Source organism: Flammeovirga sp. SJP92 (genome assembly GCF_001583495.1).
In the GTDB taxonomy this organism is placed as follows: domain Bacteria; phylum Bacteroidota; class Bacteroidia; order Cytophagales; family Flammeovirgaceae; genus Flammeovirga.
In genome coordinates, this window is the sequence record NZ_LQAQ01000093.1 from 608,276 (window position 1) to 624,513 (window position 16,238).

Sequence of the window (16,238 nt, forward strand, 5' to 3'; positions counted from 1 at the left end):
TTCTATAATTTTTCAGACTGAATACTTAAAGCCTTCTTCTTCCTACATTACCATAAAATAAGTACTGAATCGCTAATACAATAACTAAGGTAGCAAAAGTGCTTAATACTCCTCTTAAGATTGCTTTTGGCATAAAAGACATATTGCCTGCCTCAATCATAAATAAAGTAATATGATGTAGAAGGATTTGAGGAATTACAAAAACAAGGAAAGTACCAAAGCCCATTTGATTAATGGTAGGTATTTCAGATAATTCATAACCACCTGTAGGTGCTGTCCACTTCATGATTTGAGTTCTAGTAAAAGCAAGAAAAACACATGAAGCTGTATGGATACCTATTGAATCATAAAATATATCTACTACAAATCCCATACAGAAAGCTACCAACAAAATACTCATGTTCATTGCCCCAAATGGAAGTAAGACTAGAAAAGCAACGTAAGGAAACACCATCACATTACCATCAAAGAAAGTAAGGTTTCTAAAAAACAATACCTGAACAAAAAGGTAGATTAAAAATAAGCCTGCTTGTTTTAACCAAATTTCTCTTCCCATAATTTATAATTGATCCTTAAACTCCTACAAAAAATTTTACTGTTCATCCATAGATTCCAATGAATCTTTTTCAGCCCTGAATAGCGATTTTGATACATAGACATGATGTAGTTTCGAGAAGTCTACTGAAACATCAATTGTCACTAACCAAAAACGTTCAGAAGGTGTTTTCTCCGCCTCTGTCACAACACCTAACATTACACCCTCTGGATACACAGTATTAAACCCTGAAGTTGTAATTGTATCTCCCACGTCAATATCTAAATGCAACGGTAAATAATTTACAGAGGCCTTAGTAGGATCTTCTGTGTCCCATTTTACAGTACAAAGAGCACCATTTTTCTTCAATTCTGAAGACACTGCCATATCTCTATGCAGAAGCGAATAACATGTCGCAAAATGATTGGACACAGATTTCACTTGTCCTACCACACCATCTTTTGTCATGATACCCATTCCTTCTAAAATTCCATCTTTTCTACCTTTATTCAACGTAATATAATTGGCCGATCTATAGACTGAATTATTGATAACTCTTGCTGGAATAAAATCATAAGCAATTGTATCACTCATCCCGTAAAACAGAGGAGACAAAGTATTTTCCTGTTCAACACTATCATTAATACTTACCATCTGATTAAGCTCTATCTGCTTTCTCAAAAGTGCGTTTTCATTCAACAGGTCCTCATTGACCTCAGTTAGGTGAAAATACTGCTCAACATTTGATGTAGTATTGTAAATCCCTCCTACAACAGTGTTAGAAGAAGATAGAATTACCGAACGCTGATAGGTATTATTATTGACAATTAAAGCGGCCGCAACCAGCTCTAAGAGGATAAATACTAAAAAGACTCGGTATTTAAATATTATAGCAAATAATTGACTCATAAAATGGCAATCAAAAATATTATCTCCAGAAAAAATATATGAGCAGACTTAGAATCTCTCTCTTTTTGTAAAAATCTAGCCTCTCATTAATAATTTAAGAGAGAAAAGGTTTTTAGCTTATCGTAATTTTTCTCTCTCTTAAAATATCATGCAAGATAAAATGAAGATTCGAACAAAAAAAAACGCAATGAAATCTTTCAATTCTTATTGCGTTATTTTTATCTAATTAGGTAATCAAAATTGCTTTGAACCTATTTAATTCTTTTAGAACATGTCCAGTACCTAATACAACGGCTCTTAACGGATCGTCTGGCACATGAACAGGAAGTTTTGTTTTCAATGAAATTCTTTTGTCCAACCCTCTTAATAAAGCTCCTCCACCTGTCAGATGAATTCCTCTATCATATATATCTGCAGATAATTCAGGCGGTGCAGTTTCCAAAGCTCTTAAAATGGCTTCTTCTATCTTAGAAATAGATTTATCTAAAGCAAAAGCTACTTCTGCATAAGATACATTAATGACTTTTGGAATACCTGTCAATAAGTCCCTACCTCTGATTTCATAATCCTCTGGAGCATCATCCAATTCAGCCAAAGCAGCCCCTACTTCAAACTTAATTTTCTCAGCTGATCTTTCACCAATCAATAAGTTATGCTGACGGCGCATATAATCTAAAATATCTCTATTGAAGACATCTCCAGCAGTTCTCACAGATTGATCACATACAATTCCGGACATTGCAATCACTGCAATTTCTGTAGTACCACCACCGATATCCACTACCATACTTCCCATTGGCTCTTCAATATTTACACCAATACCAATTGCTGCAGCTATTGGTTCAGGAACCATATATACTTCTTTTGCTCCGGCATGCTCTGCGGAGTCACGAACGGCTCTCTTTTCTACCTCTGTAATACCAGAAGGGATACAAATAACCATTCTATGAGAAGGCGTAAAAAAACGCTTTTTTGCATCAGACATCTTAATCAAACCACGGATCATCTGCTCTGCAGCATGGAAGTCCGCAATTACGCCATCTTTAAGAGGACGAATTGTCTTGATATTCTCATGTGTTTTCTCATGCATCTGCATGGCTTTAGCACCGAGTGCAATCACTTTTCCTGATTGCCTATCTAATGCAATGATAGAAGGTTCTTCTACCGCAATTTTGCCTTTGGTGAGAATCAGCGTATTTGCTGTTCCTAGATCTATTGCTAGATCACTTGTAAAAAAATCAAAGAAACCCATTGAAACTTTACTCTTTTTTCATTTTTCGAGATAATTGGTACAACTGCAGTAAAAAAAATCGAGTTATTAATGATTTCAATTTGTAGCAATTACTTACATCCGAATAATTACTCTCAGTTTATTGAAAAGGAATACAAGACAAATGATCAGCTATTTATCTCGCTTATTTTTATTGGTTCATCAATCAACCGCCCTAATGAAGTTTAATAACCGCCTTATCTACGGCTATTAAAGAAACGGCAAATAATGTACCTATGGTATACTAAATGCTTATAAAATTATCTTAATCTTTTCTTTTAAAGTCTCCTCGTTTTATTGATTTAATCAAATCACCCCAAGCAAACGGGTTTAAAAGCGGGTTAGCTGTCTCCATAAAATACTGAGTAGCAATCTGATCTGCTCGGTAATTCATGTAATACTTATAGTTACCGCTTGCTCCCATAGGCAAGGCATTTGACATCATTGTCAACTTTTCCTGACTAAGATTTTTTTCCATATTCTCCACTCTTTGATCTTTTTGCTCTCCAAGTGCTAAGAATGCTTCTTCGAAAATCTCTTTGGTTGGATATGGGAATACCTCTAAAAGTGGTAATTCTGTTACTTCCTCCCTCATTTCTATTAATACTGTAAAACCTAAATCATCTCTTTTAGGAATTACGATCTCTTGCTTCGCAAAACCAACCGAACTTACCACGATTGTATCACCTACTTGAGTAGGCATTGTAAAGAAACCAGCATGATTTGTTACCGTTCCTCTTCCTGCTTGTTTAATATAAACGTGAGCTCCTGGAACTCCATATGAGCTGTCTCCTTCTACTACAATACCTGAAAACTGTATTGTATTCTGTTCCCCTTGAGCGAAAATTTCATTAGGCTGTATAAAGAAAGCAACTATTCCTAAAAATAAAATTGCTCTGATATTTAATATTTTTTCAAAAAAATGAATCATTCTCCGTCAATGAATAATTTTGATAAGTGATTAAGATTATCAAATATAAGGAAAGCCTCAATACAAAAGGGATGTATTGAGGCTTTTCTTAAAATATTTGTAAATAATTAAGTGAATTAGAGATTTAACCTTTTCTCTTTAACACTCTAATACATTATATATTAGTGTCCGCCGTTGCCATCTGCAGATAATGCAGAAGCTAACATTGAAGACTTAATTTTTTCAAACTGTTGTTTCTTAAGGTTTTTCAGCTCCATACTTCTTTCGTGCACCCATTTCTCTGGAGAATATTTTCCATTGGGATACTTATCCCAATACCCCACATATTCTAAACCTAATGATTCGAATTCCATTCTGAATTCATCATCAATTAAGATAAAATTTTCTCTTAAATTTCTTGATAAAGAAGTGATAGCACTTGGTGTCTGAACCATTTTCTGCTCCATTTCCTCAAAGTGTTGCTTTAACTCCTGCTTTTCCTGCAAAATCTCATTCGCCGTTACTTGTGACTGCAGTTCTTCACCTTCCCAAAATTCGTGTTCATCATGGAAAACTTCTTCCTGAATTTGTTTCTGCTGCTCAGTTGAAATTCTTATATGTTGTTCGCTTTTAGCTAATGGAGCCGATGAACCAAGCATCTGTTTCCAGTTTTTGATGTTTTCTTTTTCAGTAATGTTCATACAAACCCATGACTTACCCAAATAGGCTGCCCACAAACTCATATCCGTTGGTGTTTCTTGTAGTAGAGACCAAACTTTTGGTTTGTTAAGAGGATCATTGGCATAAACATTTACACTAAAAAAAGTAAACGCTAATAATAGATAAAAGGTGTTTTTAATCTTCATTTTTCACACAGTAAGTTGTCATTTTTGGTTGTTATGTTGATACACTTAGGTTAAGTATATTTTATAGTACAACGTAAAATGATCATTAATTGCTAAGGTAACCTAAAAAATCATGCCTAATTCGATGTAAGTTTTTATAGCAATAGTTATCAATTATAATAAAGTCTGCCTACAAGAACTAAAACTTACGTGTAAATTCCTAATAAATTCTAATCTTGATTCGATATACGCCATTCTATTAACTCTATTTGGTAAAAAAGGCAGTCAAATTCAAAATTTCAACCGGTATACCATAAAATTTGCAATTAAAATACAATTCTTACACTTAAAATGTCAATAATCTTTGGAATCATTAGATAGTATTATAGTTTTGCATTGAAAATAGTCTTTGAAGTAGTCTTGCTTCGAAGCTTGTGTTTGAATTCATTGATATAATAATAAATACCAAGATGTCAAATATCGGTAAAGTTTCCACAGTCATTGGACCAGTAGTTGACGTCAGCTTCGAAGCAGAAGGATCTACGCTACCTGCGATTTACAATGCTTTGAAGGTGAAGAAATCCAATGGTCAAGAGATCATTTTGGAGGTTCAACAACACCTTGGCGAGGAACGCGTTCGTACAGTAGCGATGGACGGTACAGAAGGTCTTCAGCGTGGTGCTGAAGTACTTGATACAGGCGAGGCTATTGCAATGCCTACAGGTGAAGAAGTTAGAGGTCGTTTATTCAACGTTGTAGGTGAAGCTATTGACGGAATGAAACAACCTTCAGGTAAAACTTCATTACCTATTCACAGGTCTGCTCCTCCATTTGATCAATTAGCAACTTCTACTGAAGTTCTTTATACAGGTATCAAAGTAATCGACTTATTAGAGCCTTATACTAAAGGTGGTAAAATTGGTCTTTTCGGTGGTGCCGGTGTAGGTAAAACAGTATTGATCATGGAATTGATTAACAACATCGCAAAGGTATACTCAGGTATTTCTGTATTTGCTGGTGTTGGTGAGCGTACTCGTGAAGGTAATGACCTTCTTCGTGAAATGATCGAATCAGGCGTAATCAAATACGGTAAAGAATTCGAAGAAGACATGGAGAAAGGTGGATGGGATCTTTCTAAAGTAAACGAAGAAGAGCTTGCTCAATCACAAGCGACATTGGTATTCGGTCAAATGAACGAACCTCCAGGTGCTCGTGCTCGTGTAGCTTTATCAGGTCTTACAATTGCAGAGTATTTCCGTGATGGTGACGGTGAAGGTGAAGGTAGAGATATCTTATTCTTCGTTGACAACATTTTCCGTTTCACTCAAGCAGGTTCAGAGGTATCAGCCCTTCTAGGTCGTATGCCTTCAGCCGTAGGTTACCAACCAACGCTTGCTACTGAAATGGGTGCTATGCAAGAGCGTATTACTTCAACTAAGAGAGGATCAATTACATCCGTACAGGCGGTATATGTACCTGCCGATGACTTAACTGACCCAGCTCCAGCGACAACATTCGCCCACTTAGACGCACAAACAGTATTATCACGTAAGATTACTTCAATGGGTATCTTCCCAGGTGTAGATCCACTTGAGTCATCTTCACGTATCTTATCTCCAGATGTATTAGGAGACGAACACTACAACACTGCCCAACGTGTAAAAGAAACAATCCAACGTTACAAGGAATTACAAGATATCATTGCAATCCTTGGTATGGACGAACTTTCTGAAGAGGATAAGCAAGTAGTAGCAAGAGCTCGTAGAGTTCAACGTTACTTATCTCAGCCATTCCACGTAGCAGAACAATTCTCAGGTATCCCAGGTCTAATCGTAGACATTAAAGATACTATCCGTGGTTTCAACGAAATCTTAGATGGTAAGTGGGATCATCTTCCAGAAGCAGCCTTCATGTTCGTAGGTGCTATCGAGGAAGCTGTAGAAAGAGGTGAGAAAATGCTTGCTGAAGCGAAGTAATTCCTTCATCAACTTAATCATATTCAAAGACGGGAGTCTGGGATCTTCTCGGATTCCCGTTTTTAATTTAGGGAGTAGGAAGTTGTACACATTCACTGCTTCTACCTCTCAAACATAATTTACTTTAATAAATTTATTTATCATGTTTGTTGAATTAATTACTCCTGATAAAAAATATTTTGAAGGTGAAGCTACAGGTGTGAAAGTTCCTGGTATCAACGGGGAATTTGAAATGCTTGATAGACACGCCAACATCATCTCAAGCTTAGCAAAAGGTGATGTTCGTATCGCCAACGGTAAAGACCTTACTACTTTCACTGTTGACGGCGGTACTATCGAGATGCTTGACAACAAGTTAGTAATTCTAGCTGAAGCTGTATTAAGCTAAGCATCATAACATAACATTATGATGAAGGACGATTTTATCGTCCTTTTTTTGTATCACATAATTTCATAATCAAATATATAGCACAAGATAACGGTATTTAAATAATCCAATATTACATAAATTTGTAAAATAAAAACACCTCATCAATTTCTTAATGAGGTGAAAACTATACTATTATATCCTTAATTATACATAAGGTAAAATAATATCAACAAAATCTTGATTAAATATTAGCTAAAGTAATGATATGTAGTCATTTAGCACATATTGTGATGTTATTTTAGAAAAATAGTTTCGTTTTTTTTGAATCGTTAATTGATAATATCATTTCAGTACTTATAGTACTTAATCATTGTGATTCTACATAAAGTTTGGCACATGACATTGAATATATATTTTTAAATACAACAAATTTCTTCGAAAAACACCTCACCCACAAGATGAGGTGAAAACTATACTATACTCTTCCCTATTCCCAATAAGGGAAGAAAAATAACAAGATAAAATTTGATTTTGAGGCTTGTTTGATAAGCATAAGTACACCAAATAATTTGCTTGCATAAGAAATAGTTTAGCTTTTTTATATGAACCGAGAAGCAGAGTCGAATTACTCTATTTCTTTGTTTTACGTTACTTCAATATTAATATTTAGTTAATGTATTTACAAATGTTTACGAAATATTTTTCAATGTTTTTTTCATTTTTACAAAAATGAAAATGGTGCATTGTGTTATTAAAAATTTCATAATGACATGAAAAGAAAATAACTTAATATCAACGAATGGTTTAGAGTATTATTAATAAAACATCTATATTTACTTAATTTGCTAAAATCAGGGAGTTTAGCAAAGAGATCAATTATTTTTATTATGGCAACAAAAAGGTTTCTAAAAAAGAGTTTACAAACAAACAGATTTTTATCAAGGTGGTATGTGCTGGGGTTCGAGATGCTTCTTGTTGGTATTTCATTTCTAATATCGCTATTAATACGTTTTAATTTCAATTGGAGTATAGCTTCTAGTGAACTATATGAAACTCAAATGAGTTTCACTGTACTAATATATTTCCTATCTTACTTATCTTTAAATGTTTATTCTTCATCGTTAAGACACACCAATCTATCTGATATTGTTAAAATATTCAATGCTAATACAATAGCTTTATTCATTTTAAGCGGTATATCAGCTAATAATAGATACTTATTTAAAGGAACCCTAGATGCTATTGATGTACCCCTCTCTGTAAATGTAATTAATTATTTACTCTCTATGGGATTAATTACAGCTTCGAGAATTCTTGCCAAATTTATTTATCACAGAATTTTTTATTATAAACTTCCTACTAAAAATATTCTTATTTATGGAGCAGGAGCTGCTGGATCTATCACAAAAGATGTATTAGATAAGGATACAACTTGTAATTATAATATAAAAGGTTTCATTGATGATAATAAAACGAAGCAAGGTAAAATTCTTGGTGGTGTAAAAATATTATCCCAAAGATATGCTTTAAATCCAAGTTTTTTGGACGACAACGATATAGATGAACTTATATTGTCAATAAATAAACTATCAGCTCCAAGAAAAAGAAAAATTGTAGATAAATGCCTTAGTTTAGACTTGCATGTTAAAAACGTCCCTCCTTTCCAAACTTGGATAAATGGTGAGTTAAGTGCCCGACAAATAACAAGGGTTAAAATTGAAGACTTACTTGACAGAAAACCAATCCAATTAGAAAAAGAAAATGTAAAGAGAGAAGTACAAGGCAAGGTACTTTTAGTAACTGGAGCTGCTGGATCTATTGGCTCTGAGATCGCAAAACAATTAGTTTTATACAAACCTAAAAAATTAATTATTTTAGATCAATCTGAAACTGGGCTGTATGATATAGAAAGACACCTTCATCCTATTTATGACCCTAATCAAACTCAATTAGAAGTCATCATAGGTGACATTTCTAATAAAACTAGAATTGAGGAGGTTTTCAGGGAATTTACCCCAGATATAGTTTATCATGCCGCTGCATACAAACATGTGCCTATGATGGAAAAAAATCCATCTGAAGCAATATTAGTTAATGTTTGTGGCTCTAAAAATATTGCTGATGCAGCTGTAAAGTACAATACTGAAAAGTTTGTGATGGTTTCGACTGATAAGGCAGTAAATCCTACGAATGTAATGGGTGCAAGTAAAAGATTAGCCGAAATATATATTCAAAGTTTAGGTAAAACAACTCAGTGTCCCACAAAGTTCGTCACTACTCGTTTTGGAAATGTATTAGGTTCTAATGGTTCCGTTATACCTCTTTTTAGAGAACAAATAGAAAAAGGTGGCCCAATCACTGTTACGAGTGATCGAATCACAAGGTATTTCATGACTATCCCAGAAGCTTGTCAATTAGTATTGGAAGCAGGTGCAATGGGTAAAGGTGGAGAAATCTTTGTTTTCGATATGGGAGAAGCTGTCAAAATTATTGATGTCGCTAAAAAAATGATTAAGCTTTCTGGTTTAATTGAGGGAGAAGATATTGATATCAAAATTACAGGATTAAGGCCTGGGGAAAAACTCTATGAAGAATTATTGAATAATGAAGAGAATACTATTCCTACACATCATCCAAAGATTATGGCAGGTAAAGTAAGAGAATATGTATATGAAGATGTCATTTTGCAATATGAGAGTTTATTTAGAAAGATCAATGTCGATGATCATAAACTTATTGCAAAAGTTAAAGATATTGTACCTGAGTATGTCAGTAATAATTCAATTTTTGAAGAATTAGATAAAAAAAATAAGTTGGTTTAAACCAACTTATTTTTTATACTCTTTTCAATTCTCCTAATGTCTTCTTTATCAATGTTGGAATCTGATGGTAGACATAATCCTATATCAAAAAGCCTCTCAGATGTCTCATCTGTATAAGCTGGATATTTTTCAAATATTGGCTGAAGGTGCATTGGCTTCCATAACGGTCTAGCTTCAATATTATCTTTCTCCAGTTCTAACCTTAAGTCTTCTCTATCAAAACCCATTTTAACTTTATCAATTAAAATGCATGTCAACCAAGCATTTGAAAAACTAATATTTTTATCTTCTTCTAAAATATTAATCCCTTCTATATTTTCGAAAAGATCTTTATAAAAGGTTCTAATTTTTCTTTTTTGAGCTACTCTTTCATTTAAAACCTCCATTTGTCCACGACCAATACCAGCACAAATATTACTCATTCGATAATTATAACCTATTTGAGAGTGCTGATAATGAGGTGCATTATCTCTTGCCTGTGTTGCTAAAAACCTAGCTTCCTTTATCAGATCTTCATCATCAGACACTAATGCTCCTCCACCAGAGGTCGTTATAATCTTATTTCCATTAAAAGAAAAAACACCCATCACCCCAAAAGTACCTAAGGCCTTTCCTTTATAAGTACTACCTAAAGCTTCTGCCGCATCTTCAATAAGTGGAATATCATACTTGGATGCTATCTCAGTAATTTCTTCCATCTTAGCAGCTATACCATATAAATGAACCAATAATATTGCTTTAGGTTTCTTACCTAATTTAATTCTATCAATTATTGCCTCTTCAAGTAAGATTGGAGACATATTCCAAGTTTCATCTTCAGAGTCAATAAATATTGGAGTTGCTCCCTGATAAATTATAGGGTTTACAGTTGCAGAAAATGTAAATGTGGAACATAAAACCTCATCTCCTGACTTTACTCCAAGTAAAATCAATGCTAAATGTATGGCTGATGTACCAGAACTTAAAGCTGCACAATGTTTAGCTCCTGTATAATTACAAATATCTTTTTCAAAATTATTAACATGAGGACCTAACGGAGCAATCCAATTTGTTTCAAATGCTTCTTTTACATAAACTTGTTCTTTCCCTCCCATATTCGGTGAAGAAAGCCATATCTTTTTATTCATTATTATATTTTATTATTTTTCCAGGGTTACCAACGACAACGGCATTATCCGGAATATTATTAATAACAACAGATCCAGCTCCTATTGTACAATTATTTCCAATAGTAATTCCTTGTATTATAGTACTTCCTGCTCCTATCCATGAACTGTTTCCTACTTTTACTCCCCCACATAAAACTGCATTTGGGGCTACATGAACATAATTACCTAATTGACAATCATGATCTATAATAGAAGATGTATTTATTATACAATGTTCTCCTATTTCACTACCAGATTGAACTACAGTATTGTGAAAAAAAACTGTACCACCATGAATAACCGTATGTGAAGATAAAATACTAGAGCTATGTTTGATAATACCAAAATTAACATCTAAAGAGTCTACAATTCGTTTTCTTATTTGAGAACTACCTATTGCTACAATTATTACCCAATCCTTTGAAATTTCAGTAGACTTATAAACTTTACATCCTAAAAATTCTTGTTTTAAAGGGTCATCATCAATAAAACCTTGAACGTTAATTTTACTGGAAATTGCACAATCATATACAACTTTTCCATGTCCACTAGCACCATATATAAAAATATTAGCTATTTCCATTTCCTTTAAATTTCTCCATTGTTACTGATGTTGTTGATGAAATATCCTTAGCTCCAAATACCTTTTTAATTGTTATTAAAATAACTTTCAGATCTAATTTAAAACTACAATTATCTACGTACCATACATCGTATTCAAATTTTTGTTTCCAAGATATTGCATTTCTACCATTTACTTGAGCCCAACCTGTTATACCAGGTTTTATATCATGTCTTCTTGCTTGTTCTTTTGAATATAAAGGTAAATATTCCTCTAATAAAGGGCGAGGACCTATTAGTGACATATCTCCTTTTATAACATTAATAAGTTGAGGGATTTCATCTAAAGAAGTTTTACGAACAACTTCTCCGATTTTTGTCAACCGTTCTTGGTCCGGAAGTAAATGTCCATTCAGATCTCGTTTATCACTCATAGTTTTAAATTTTATAATATTAAAAACTTTACCCTTGTAACCTGGTCTTTGTTGAATGAAAAATGGAGTACCTCTATTAGCAATAAATAAGAAAACTAACACTAGTAGAAATAATGGAAAAAGAAATATAAATCCAATTAATGATATTATAATATCAATGATACGCTTAATAACTTTCCTATACATTAGATTCTAATAAATGATTATATTCTTTTAATAATTCTCTCCAAATATATTTTTGGTCATATTTCATCATAATTTCATTACGAATACTGGAGGAAACCTTTTTTCTAAAATCATTATTCTTATACATTTCAAACATAGCTTTAGTAAGAGAAACCTCATTTTTTACAGGGACAACTAATCCATTAACTTTATCATTAATTATTTCATTACTCCCATTTATGTTTGATACAATAGAAGGAATCGATAAAGCTGATGCCTGTAATACCACATTTGGAAAACCTTCTCTATAACTAGGAAAAACAAAAGTATTCATTGCCATAAAAAAAGGTCTTACATCTTCTTTATAACCAACATGATGTATATGGTTATTTTTTTCAATTTCGTTCATTATACCTTCATCAAGGGAGTCTAATTCTTCTTCAAAAGGTCCAATGATTAATAAATGAGTACTACTATCATTTAAACTACAAAAGGATTTAACTAATTCAGAAATTCCTTTATCTTTAACAACTCTACCTACAAAGCCAAAAACAAAATCACTTTCATTGATACCTAAATCTTTACGAACTTTATCAGATTTTTCTTTTGTGTCTAAAGAAGGAGCGTAATATTCTAAATCAATACCATTTGAGCTACCATGTCCAATGACTTTTATTTTACTTTTTGAACATAACTGTTCTTCTAGCATAAAATCTTTTAACGCATTTGAATTTGGATAAACATTTGAAGCACAAAAACTTGTCAACCTTTCTACTACATTTAATACTCTTCGTTTAATTCCTCTTGTTTCCATTAATGGAAGTCCGGCAACTGTATGCATTCTAATAGGAACATTAAGCAAGTAAGCAGCCAACATACCTATTAATCCAGCTTTTGGCGTATGAGTGTGAACGATTTGTGGCTTTTCTTTTTTTATATACTTATATGTCAACCACAAGGACCTAAGATCTGCTATAGGAGTTATAGCTCTACTGTAAGGAATTACCTTTACACTAATACCTGTTTCTAATTCAATTTTTGATATAAAATGTCCATCTGAACTTACTAATTTAACATCAAAACCCTGATTCTTCATAAATAACGGTTGCCCACTCAGTAACTTATGAATTGATATAGGTACTGTAGTTATTCTAATTAATTTATTCATCAAATAAAGATTTAAACTTAGACATTAATATAGGCTTATCGAATTCTAAAGCTCTTTCATAGGATAACTTGGAATATTTATGTTCGAGTTCTTTATTTTCGTAAATCTTAATTAAGGCTTCTGACATAGAATGAATAGATTCATTTTGTACCAAAATACCATATTTTTCATTTGTTAAGGTTTTTGTTTCTTGTCTATCAAATAAATAATCTTTCGCTAAGATTTCACGAGGGCCACTTTGACAATCTGTAGATATTACAGGTAGTCCTACCGCCATACTTTCTAACATAACATTAGGAAAACCTTCAAACTTAGAAGACAATACAAAACAGTTACAATTTTTTAAAATTGAAAATGGATTTGATTTAAAACCTAATAGATTTACTTTTTCTTCTAGGTTTTCAGCTAAAATTAAATTTTGCAACGACACTTTCAAATGTCCCTTACCTATTATTAAAAGTTTTGCCTTATCAATAGAGGCTTTTTTAAATGCCCTAATTAATAGTTCATGGTTTTTTTGTTCACTTAAACTCCCTACAGTTACAAAGTAGAAGTAATCTTTATCAAAAGAATATTCAGATTGATCGTTTGATAACGAAGCTATTTTAGCTATATCAATAAAATTATTGATTACTTTTAAATTTTTAACACCGAAATTATCTTTTAAATCCTTACTTGCTTCAAAAGAATTAGGAATAACTAAATCTGCATTTGGATATAATGACTTTATTAAAAATCTAGACAATTTATTCGAAAAAGATGACCCTTTGTGTACCTTAGATGGAAAATTTCTTTCACTTATATATATCTTAGGTTTTGAATATAATAATTTACTTAAACTAGCAATATAATTTGGGCGATACATAAAGGATAAAACTACATCTATACTTTTTTCTTTACATATAGATGCCAATTTCATTGCTAAAAATGGTGTTCGAAGTATTGCTTTTATAGAAGAATAACCTTGGTATTGGTTATCTAAATAAACAACTTCAATATGAGACGGAATCTCATATTCTTGGTCTTTACTTAAAAGAACTAATGTAAAATCGTACTCATTGTGTAAGTTATTAATTAACCCCGATGTTATTCTTTCGGCACCACCACCTCTTAAGGATATATTTAATAATAAAACTTTTTTCTTCATTACTAAAAATTAATTTCTGCCATCACTCTCTTAAAATAGTTTTCAATACTATTTTTTTTAGTATATTCAGCAAATTCGGTTGAAGAATTTTCTTTTTCGAAATCACTTCTTTCTAAAGCTTTTTTCATTAAAAGATATAACTCTTCTACTGAATTAGGCTTGCAAGTTAATAAACCATTTATGCTTTCTATTCCTTCTGCACATCTAGTACTTAGAACATTCGAATTATTAACCATCATTTGATGTAAAACATTTGGAAAGCCTTCTTTTATTGATGAAACAACACAAAGTTCTGCTTTTTCAAAATACTTAAATGGATATTTTGAATAACCATAAAGATGTACATTATCTTCTAGTTTTAATTTTTTTACCAATATTTCTAATTTATCTCTCTCAGTTCCTTCTCCAAGAATCAACAATTTTAGTGATCTAAGTCTTTCATCATTCTCAATTAATTTATGAAATGATTCTATTAAAATATCAAATCCTTTTATAGGATGTAATCTACCTGCTGCTACAATTAACTTATCTCCTCTAAATTGTGTAAGCTTTATTTTATTTTTAACTTCATCATAATTTATTGGATTTCTTAGAACCTTAATTTTAACATTTACTAACTCAGGAATTTCACTAAGTAATACCTCTTTCATTTCCTCTGTTTGACAGATCAATAAATCGCAATTAAGATAAAACATTCTATACAAAGTTTTGTATAAGCTTAGCTTAATACCCTTTACTCTTCTTAACCAAATAGAGCTTTCTCTAAATACTATTCTATTTGGGGTGATTACCCTTAATTTTGCTAAAACACTAACTAAAATATTAAGATGAAAGTGAGATGTTATTATTAAATCAGAATTCCTAGAATTTGAATAAAGTAAATTTTTTATTAATGGTAATATTCCAAATTTCTCAGTTTTTGAATTAGTAAAATTTAATTCTTTTTCTTTACTCCATAAATTATGTTTATGCTTTTTAAGAAAAAATACGCTCACTGCATAATTTTGTTTTTGAGCTTCTGAAAGAAAAGAGTTTAAAAAAAATTCAGCTCCATTCATTGAATCTTCAGGAACTAAGCTAACTATGTTTTTTTTCATTTAAAGACACTTTTATATTAATTTTTAATCAATGATATACTCTTTTTCATATCGAATTCGATATGTATAACCTTATCGGAACAATATGAATCTAATATTTTTTCAAGTATATATATCAAAAACTCTAACTATTCTAGCTAGGTTAGCTGTAATAATAAACTCTTCAATTCCCCAATTTTGTAACAACGCTTCTACATCATTGATAACATTATCTGAAACATTTCTAGTAATTATTACTTATTGAACTAAACTGCTCTCAGAGGTTTGAAAGTCCTATCTATGCTCACTCCTATGATGTTCCAAATAGTTGTTAACCATTTGTTCAGTTACATTGCCTGTTCTCCAGACACATAACCTCCGGCCCAAAAATGCTTACCTTAATAGCATTTGTGGAAACTCTTGATGTAATATTCGAGAGGTGTGCCCCTTTATGAGCTTTAGAAGTTCACTCCAACTTTTGCTCGGGGGATACTCCATATACATATGAACATGATCTTTACTAACTACTCCTTTCTGTAATTCAATTCCTTCGGCTTCACATATTAGAATGAGAAGGTAACAGCATCCTTTTTGAATATTTTCTTCCAATACATGGTAACGGTATTTAGTTACAAAGACGATATGAACCATCAATCGAGTCATGGTATGATGCCCTTTTCTATACTCTTGTGTCATAATGCACAATATGTAGTAGATTTTTTCGAAATACTAAATTTTTGCATTGAAAGTACAGGATTTCAACCCCATTTCTGAGACCAATAAACCCAATTCTAACTGTATCATTGGGGCTACTTTTAACTCTAATACATCTTGTTTATCTTAGTTTTTTCAACACATGATGTTAATAAAATTGAATAATAATGATGAAATATTATTCATAA

General features: G+C 32.1%; 14 protein-coding genes and 1 pseudogene. 3 read left to right on the forward strand and 12 right to left on the reverse strand.

Annotated features, from left to right (window positions below):
* Nucleotides 1-25 precede the first annotated feature (25 nt).
* The 5 genes from AVL50_RS23195 to AVL50_RS23215 form a co-directional block, all read right to left on the reverse strand.
* Nucleotides 26-556 (reverse strand): hypothetical protein, encoded by a 531-nt coding sequence (locus AVL50_RS23195; RefSeq protein WP_062618906.1) that lies wholly within the window; start codon nucleotides 554-556, stop codon nucleotides 26-28.
* A 36-nt stretch (nucleotides 557-592) separates the two neighbouring features.
* Complete coding sequence (mreC, locus tag AVL50_RS23200) at nucleotides 593-1,444, reverse strand: rod shape-determining protein MreC (RefSeq protein WP_062618909.1); 852 nt, start codon at nucleotides 1,442-1,444, stop codon at nucleotides 593-595.
* Nucleotides 1,445-1,670: 226 nt separating this feature from the next.
* On the reverse strand, nucleotides 1,671-2,696 hold the full coding sequence (locus AVL50_RS23205; RefSeq protein ID WP_062618911.1) for a rod shape-determining protein: 1,026 nt from the start codon (nucleotides 2,694-2,696) through the stop codon (nucleotides 1,671-1,673).
* A 283-nt stretch (nucleotides 2,697-2,979) separates the two neighbouring features.
* A complete protein-coding gene (locus AVL50_RS23210) occupies nucleotides 2,980-3,645 on the reverse strand; it encodes a carboxypeptidase-like regulatory domain-containing protein (RefSeq protein ID WP_082795974.1) in 666 nt (221 codons plus the stop codon).
* A 161-nt stretch (nucleotides 3,646-3,806) separates the two neighbouring features.
* On the reverse strand, nucleotides 3,807-4,490 hold the full coding sequence (locus tag AVL50_RS23215) for a hypothetical protein (protein ID WP_062618913.1): 684 nt from the start codon (nucleotides 4,488-4,490) through the stop codon (nucleotides 3,807-3,809).
* 449 nt (nucleotides 4,491-4,939) lie between these two features.
* On the opposite strand from AVL50_RS23215, the gene atpD reads away from it, so the two are divergent.
* From atpD to AVL50_RS23230, 3 genes are all read left to right on the forward strand, one after another.
* Nucleotides 4,940-6,445, forward strand: coding sequence for a F0F1 ATP synthase subunit beta (gene atpD, locus AVL50_RS23220; protein WP_062618916.1), 1,506 nt, complete (start codon nucleotides 4,940-4,942; stop codon nucleotides 6,443-6,445).
* Between the two features lie 142 nt (nucleotides 6,446-6,587).
* The gene (locus AVL50_RS23225) at nucleotides 6,588-6,833 is read left to right on the forward strand and encodes a F0F1 ATP synthase subunit epsilon (protein ID WP_062618918.1); all 246 of its coding nucleotides are present in this window, start codon (nucleotides 6,588-6,590) and stop codon (nucleotides 6,831-6,833) included.
* A gap of 1,040 nt (nucleotides 6,834-7,873) precedes the next feature.
* Nucleotides 7,874-9,637 (forward strand): nucleoside-diphosphate sugar epimerase/dehydratase, encoded by a 1,764-nt coding sequence (locus AVL50_RS23230; protein ID WP_253764317.1) that lies wholly within the window; start codon nucleotides 7,874-7,876, stop codon nucleotides 9,635-9,637.
* Here the strand turns inward: AVL50_RS23230 and AVL50_RS23235 are convergent.
* The 7 genes and pseudogenes from AVL50_RS23235 to tnpA form a co-directional block, all read right to left on the reverse strand.
* On the reverse strand, nucleotides 9,634-10,764 hold the full coding sequence (locus AVL50_RS23235) for an aminotransferase class I/II-fold pyridoxal phosphate-dependent enzyme (RefSeq protein ID WP_082795975.1): 1,131 nt from the start codon (nucleotides 10,762-10,764) through the stop codon (nucleotides 9,634-9,636). The genes AVL50_RS23230 and AVL50_RS23235 overlap by 4 nt on opposite strands.
* Nucleotides 10,757-11,368, reverse strand: coding sequence for an acetyltransferase (locus AVL50_RS23240; RefSeq protein WP_062618923.1), 612 nt, complete (start codon nucleotides 11,366-11,368; stop codon nucleotides 10,757-10,759). Before AVL50_RS23240 ends, AVL50_RS23235 begins: the two co-directional genes overlap by 8 nt.
* Nucleotides 11,355-11,966 (reverse strand): sugar transferase, encoded by a 612-nt coding sequence (locus AVL50_RS23245; RefSeq protein ID WP_062618925.1) that lies wholly within the window; start codon nucleotides 11,964-11,966, stop codon nucleotides 11,355-11,357. The genes AVL50_RS23240 and AVL50_RS23245 overlap by 14 nt, the downstream gene beginning before the upstream one ends.
* Complete coding sequence (locus tag AVL50_RS23250) at nucleotides 11,959-13,113, reverse strand: glycosyltransferase family 4 protein (protein ID WP_082795976.1); 1,155 nt, start codon at nucleotides 13,111-13,113, stop codon at nucleotides 11,959-11,961. Before AVL50_RS23250 ends, AVL50_RS23245 begins: the two co-directional genes overlap by 8 nt.
* Nucleotides 13,106-14,260, reverse strand: a complete 1,155-nt coding sequence (locus AVL50_RS23255) for a glycosyltransferase (RefSeq protein WP_062618929.1) — start codon at nucleotides 14,258-14,260, stop codon at nucleotides 13,106-13,108. Before AVL50_RS23255 ends, AVL50_RS23250 begins: the two co-directional genes overlap by 8 nt.
* 2 nt (nucleotides 14,261-14,262) lie before the next feature.
* A complete protein-coding gene (locus AVL50_RS23260) occupies nucleotides 14,263-15,357 on the reverse strand; it encodes a glycosyltransferase (RefSeq protein ID WP_062618930.1) in 1,095 nt (364 codons plus the stop codon).
* 273 nt (nucleotides 15,358-15,630) lie between these two features.
* Nucleotides 15,631-16,032 (reverse strand): annotated as a pseudogene (gene tnpA, locus AVL50_RS23265) (IS200/IS605 family transposase).
* Between the last annotated feature and the right edge of the window lie 206 nt (nucleotides 16,033-16,238).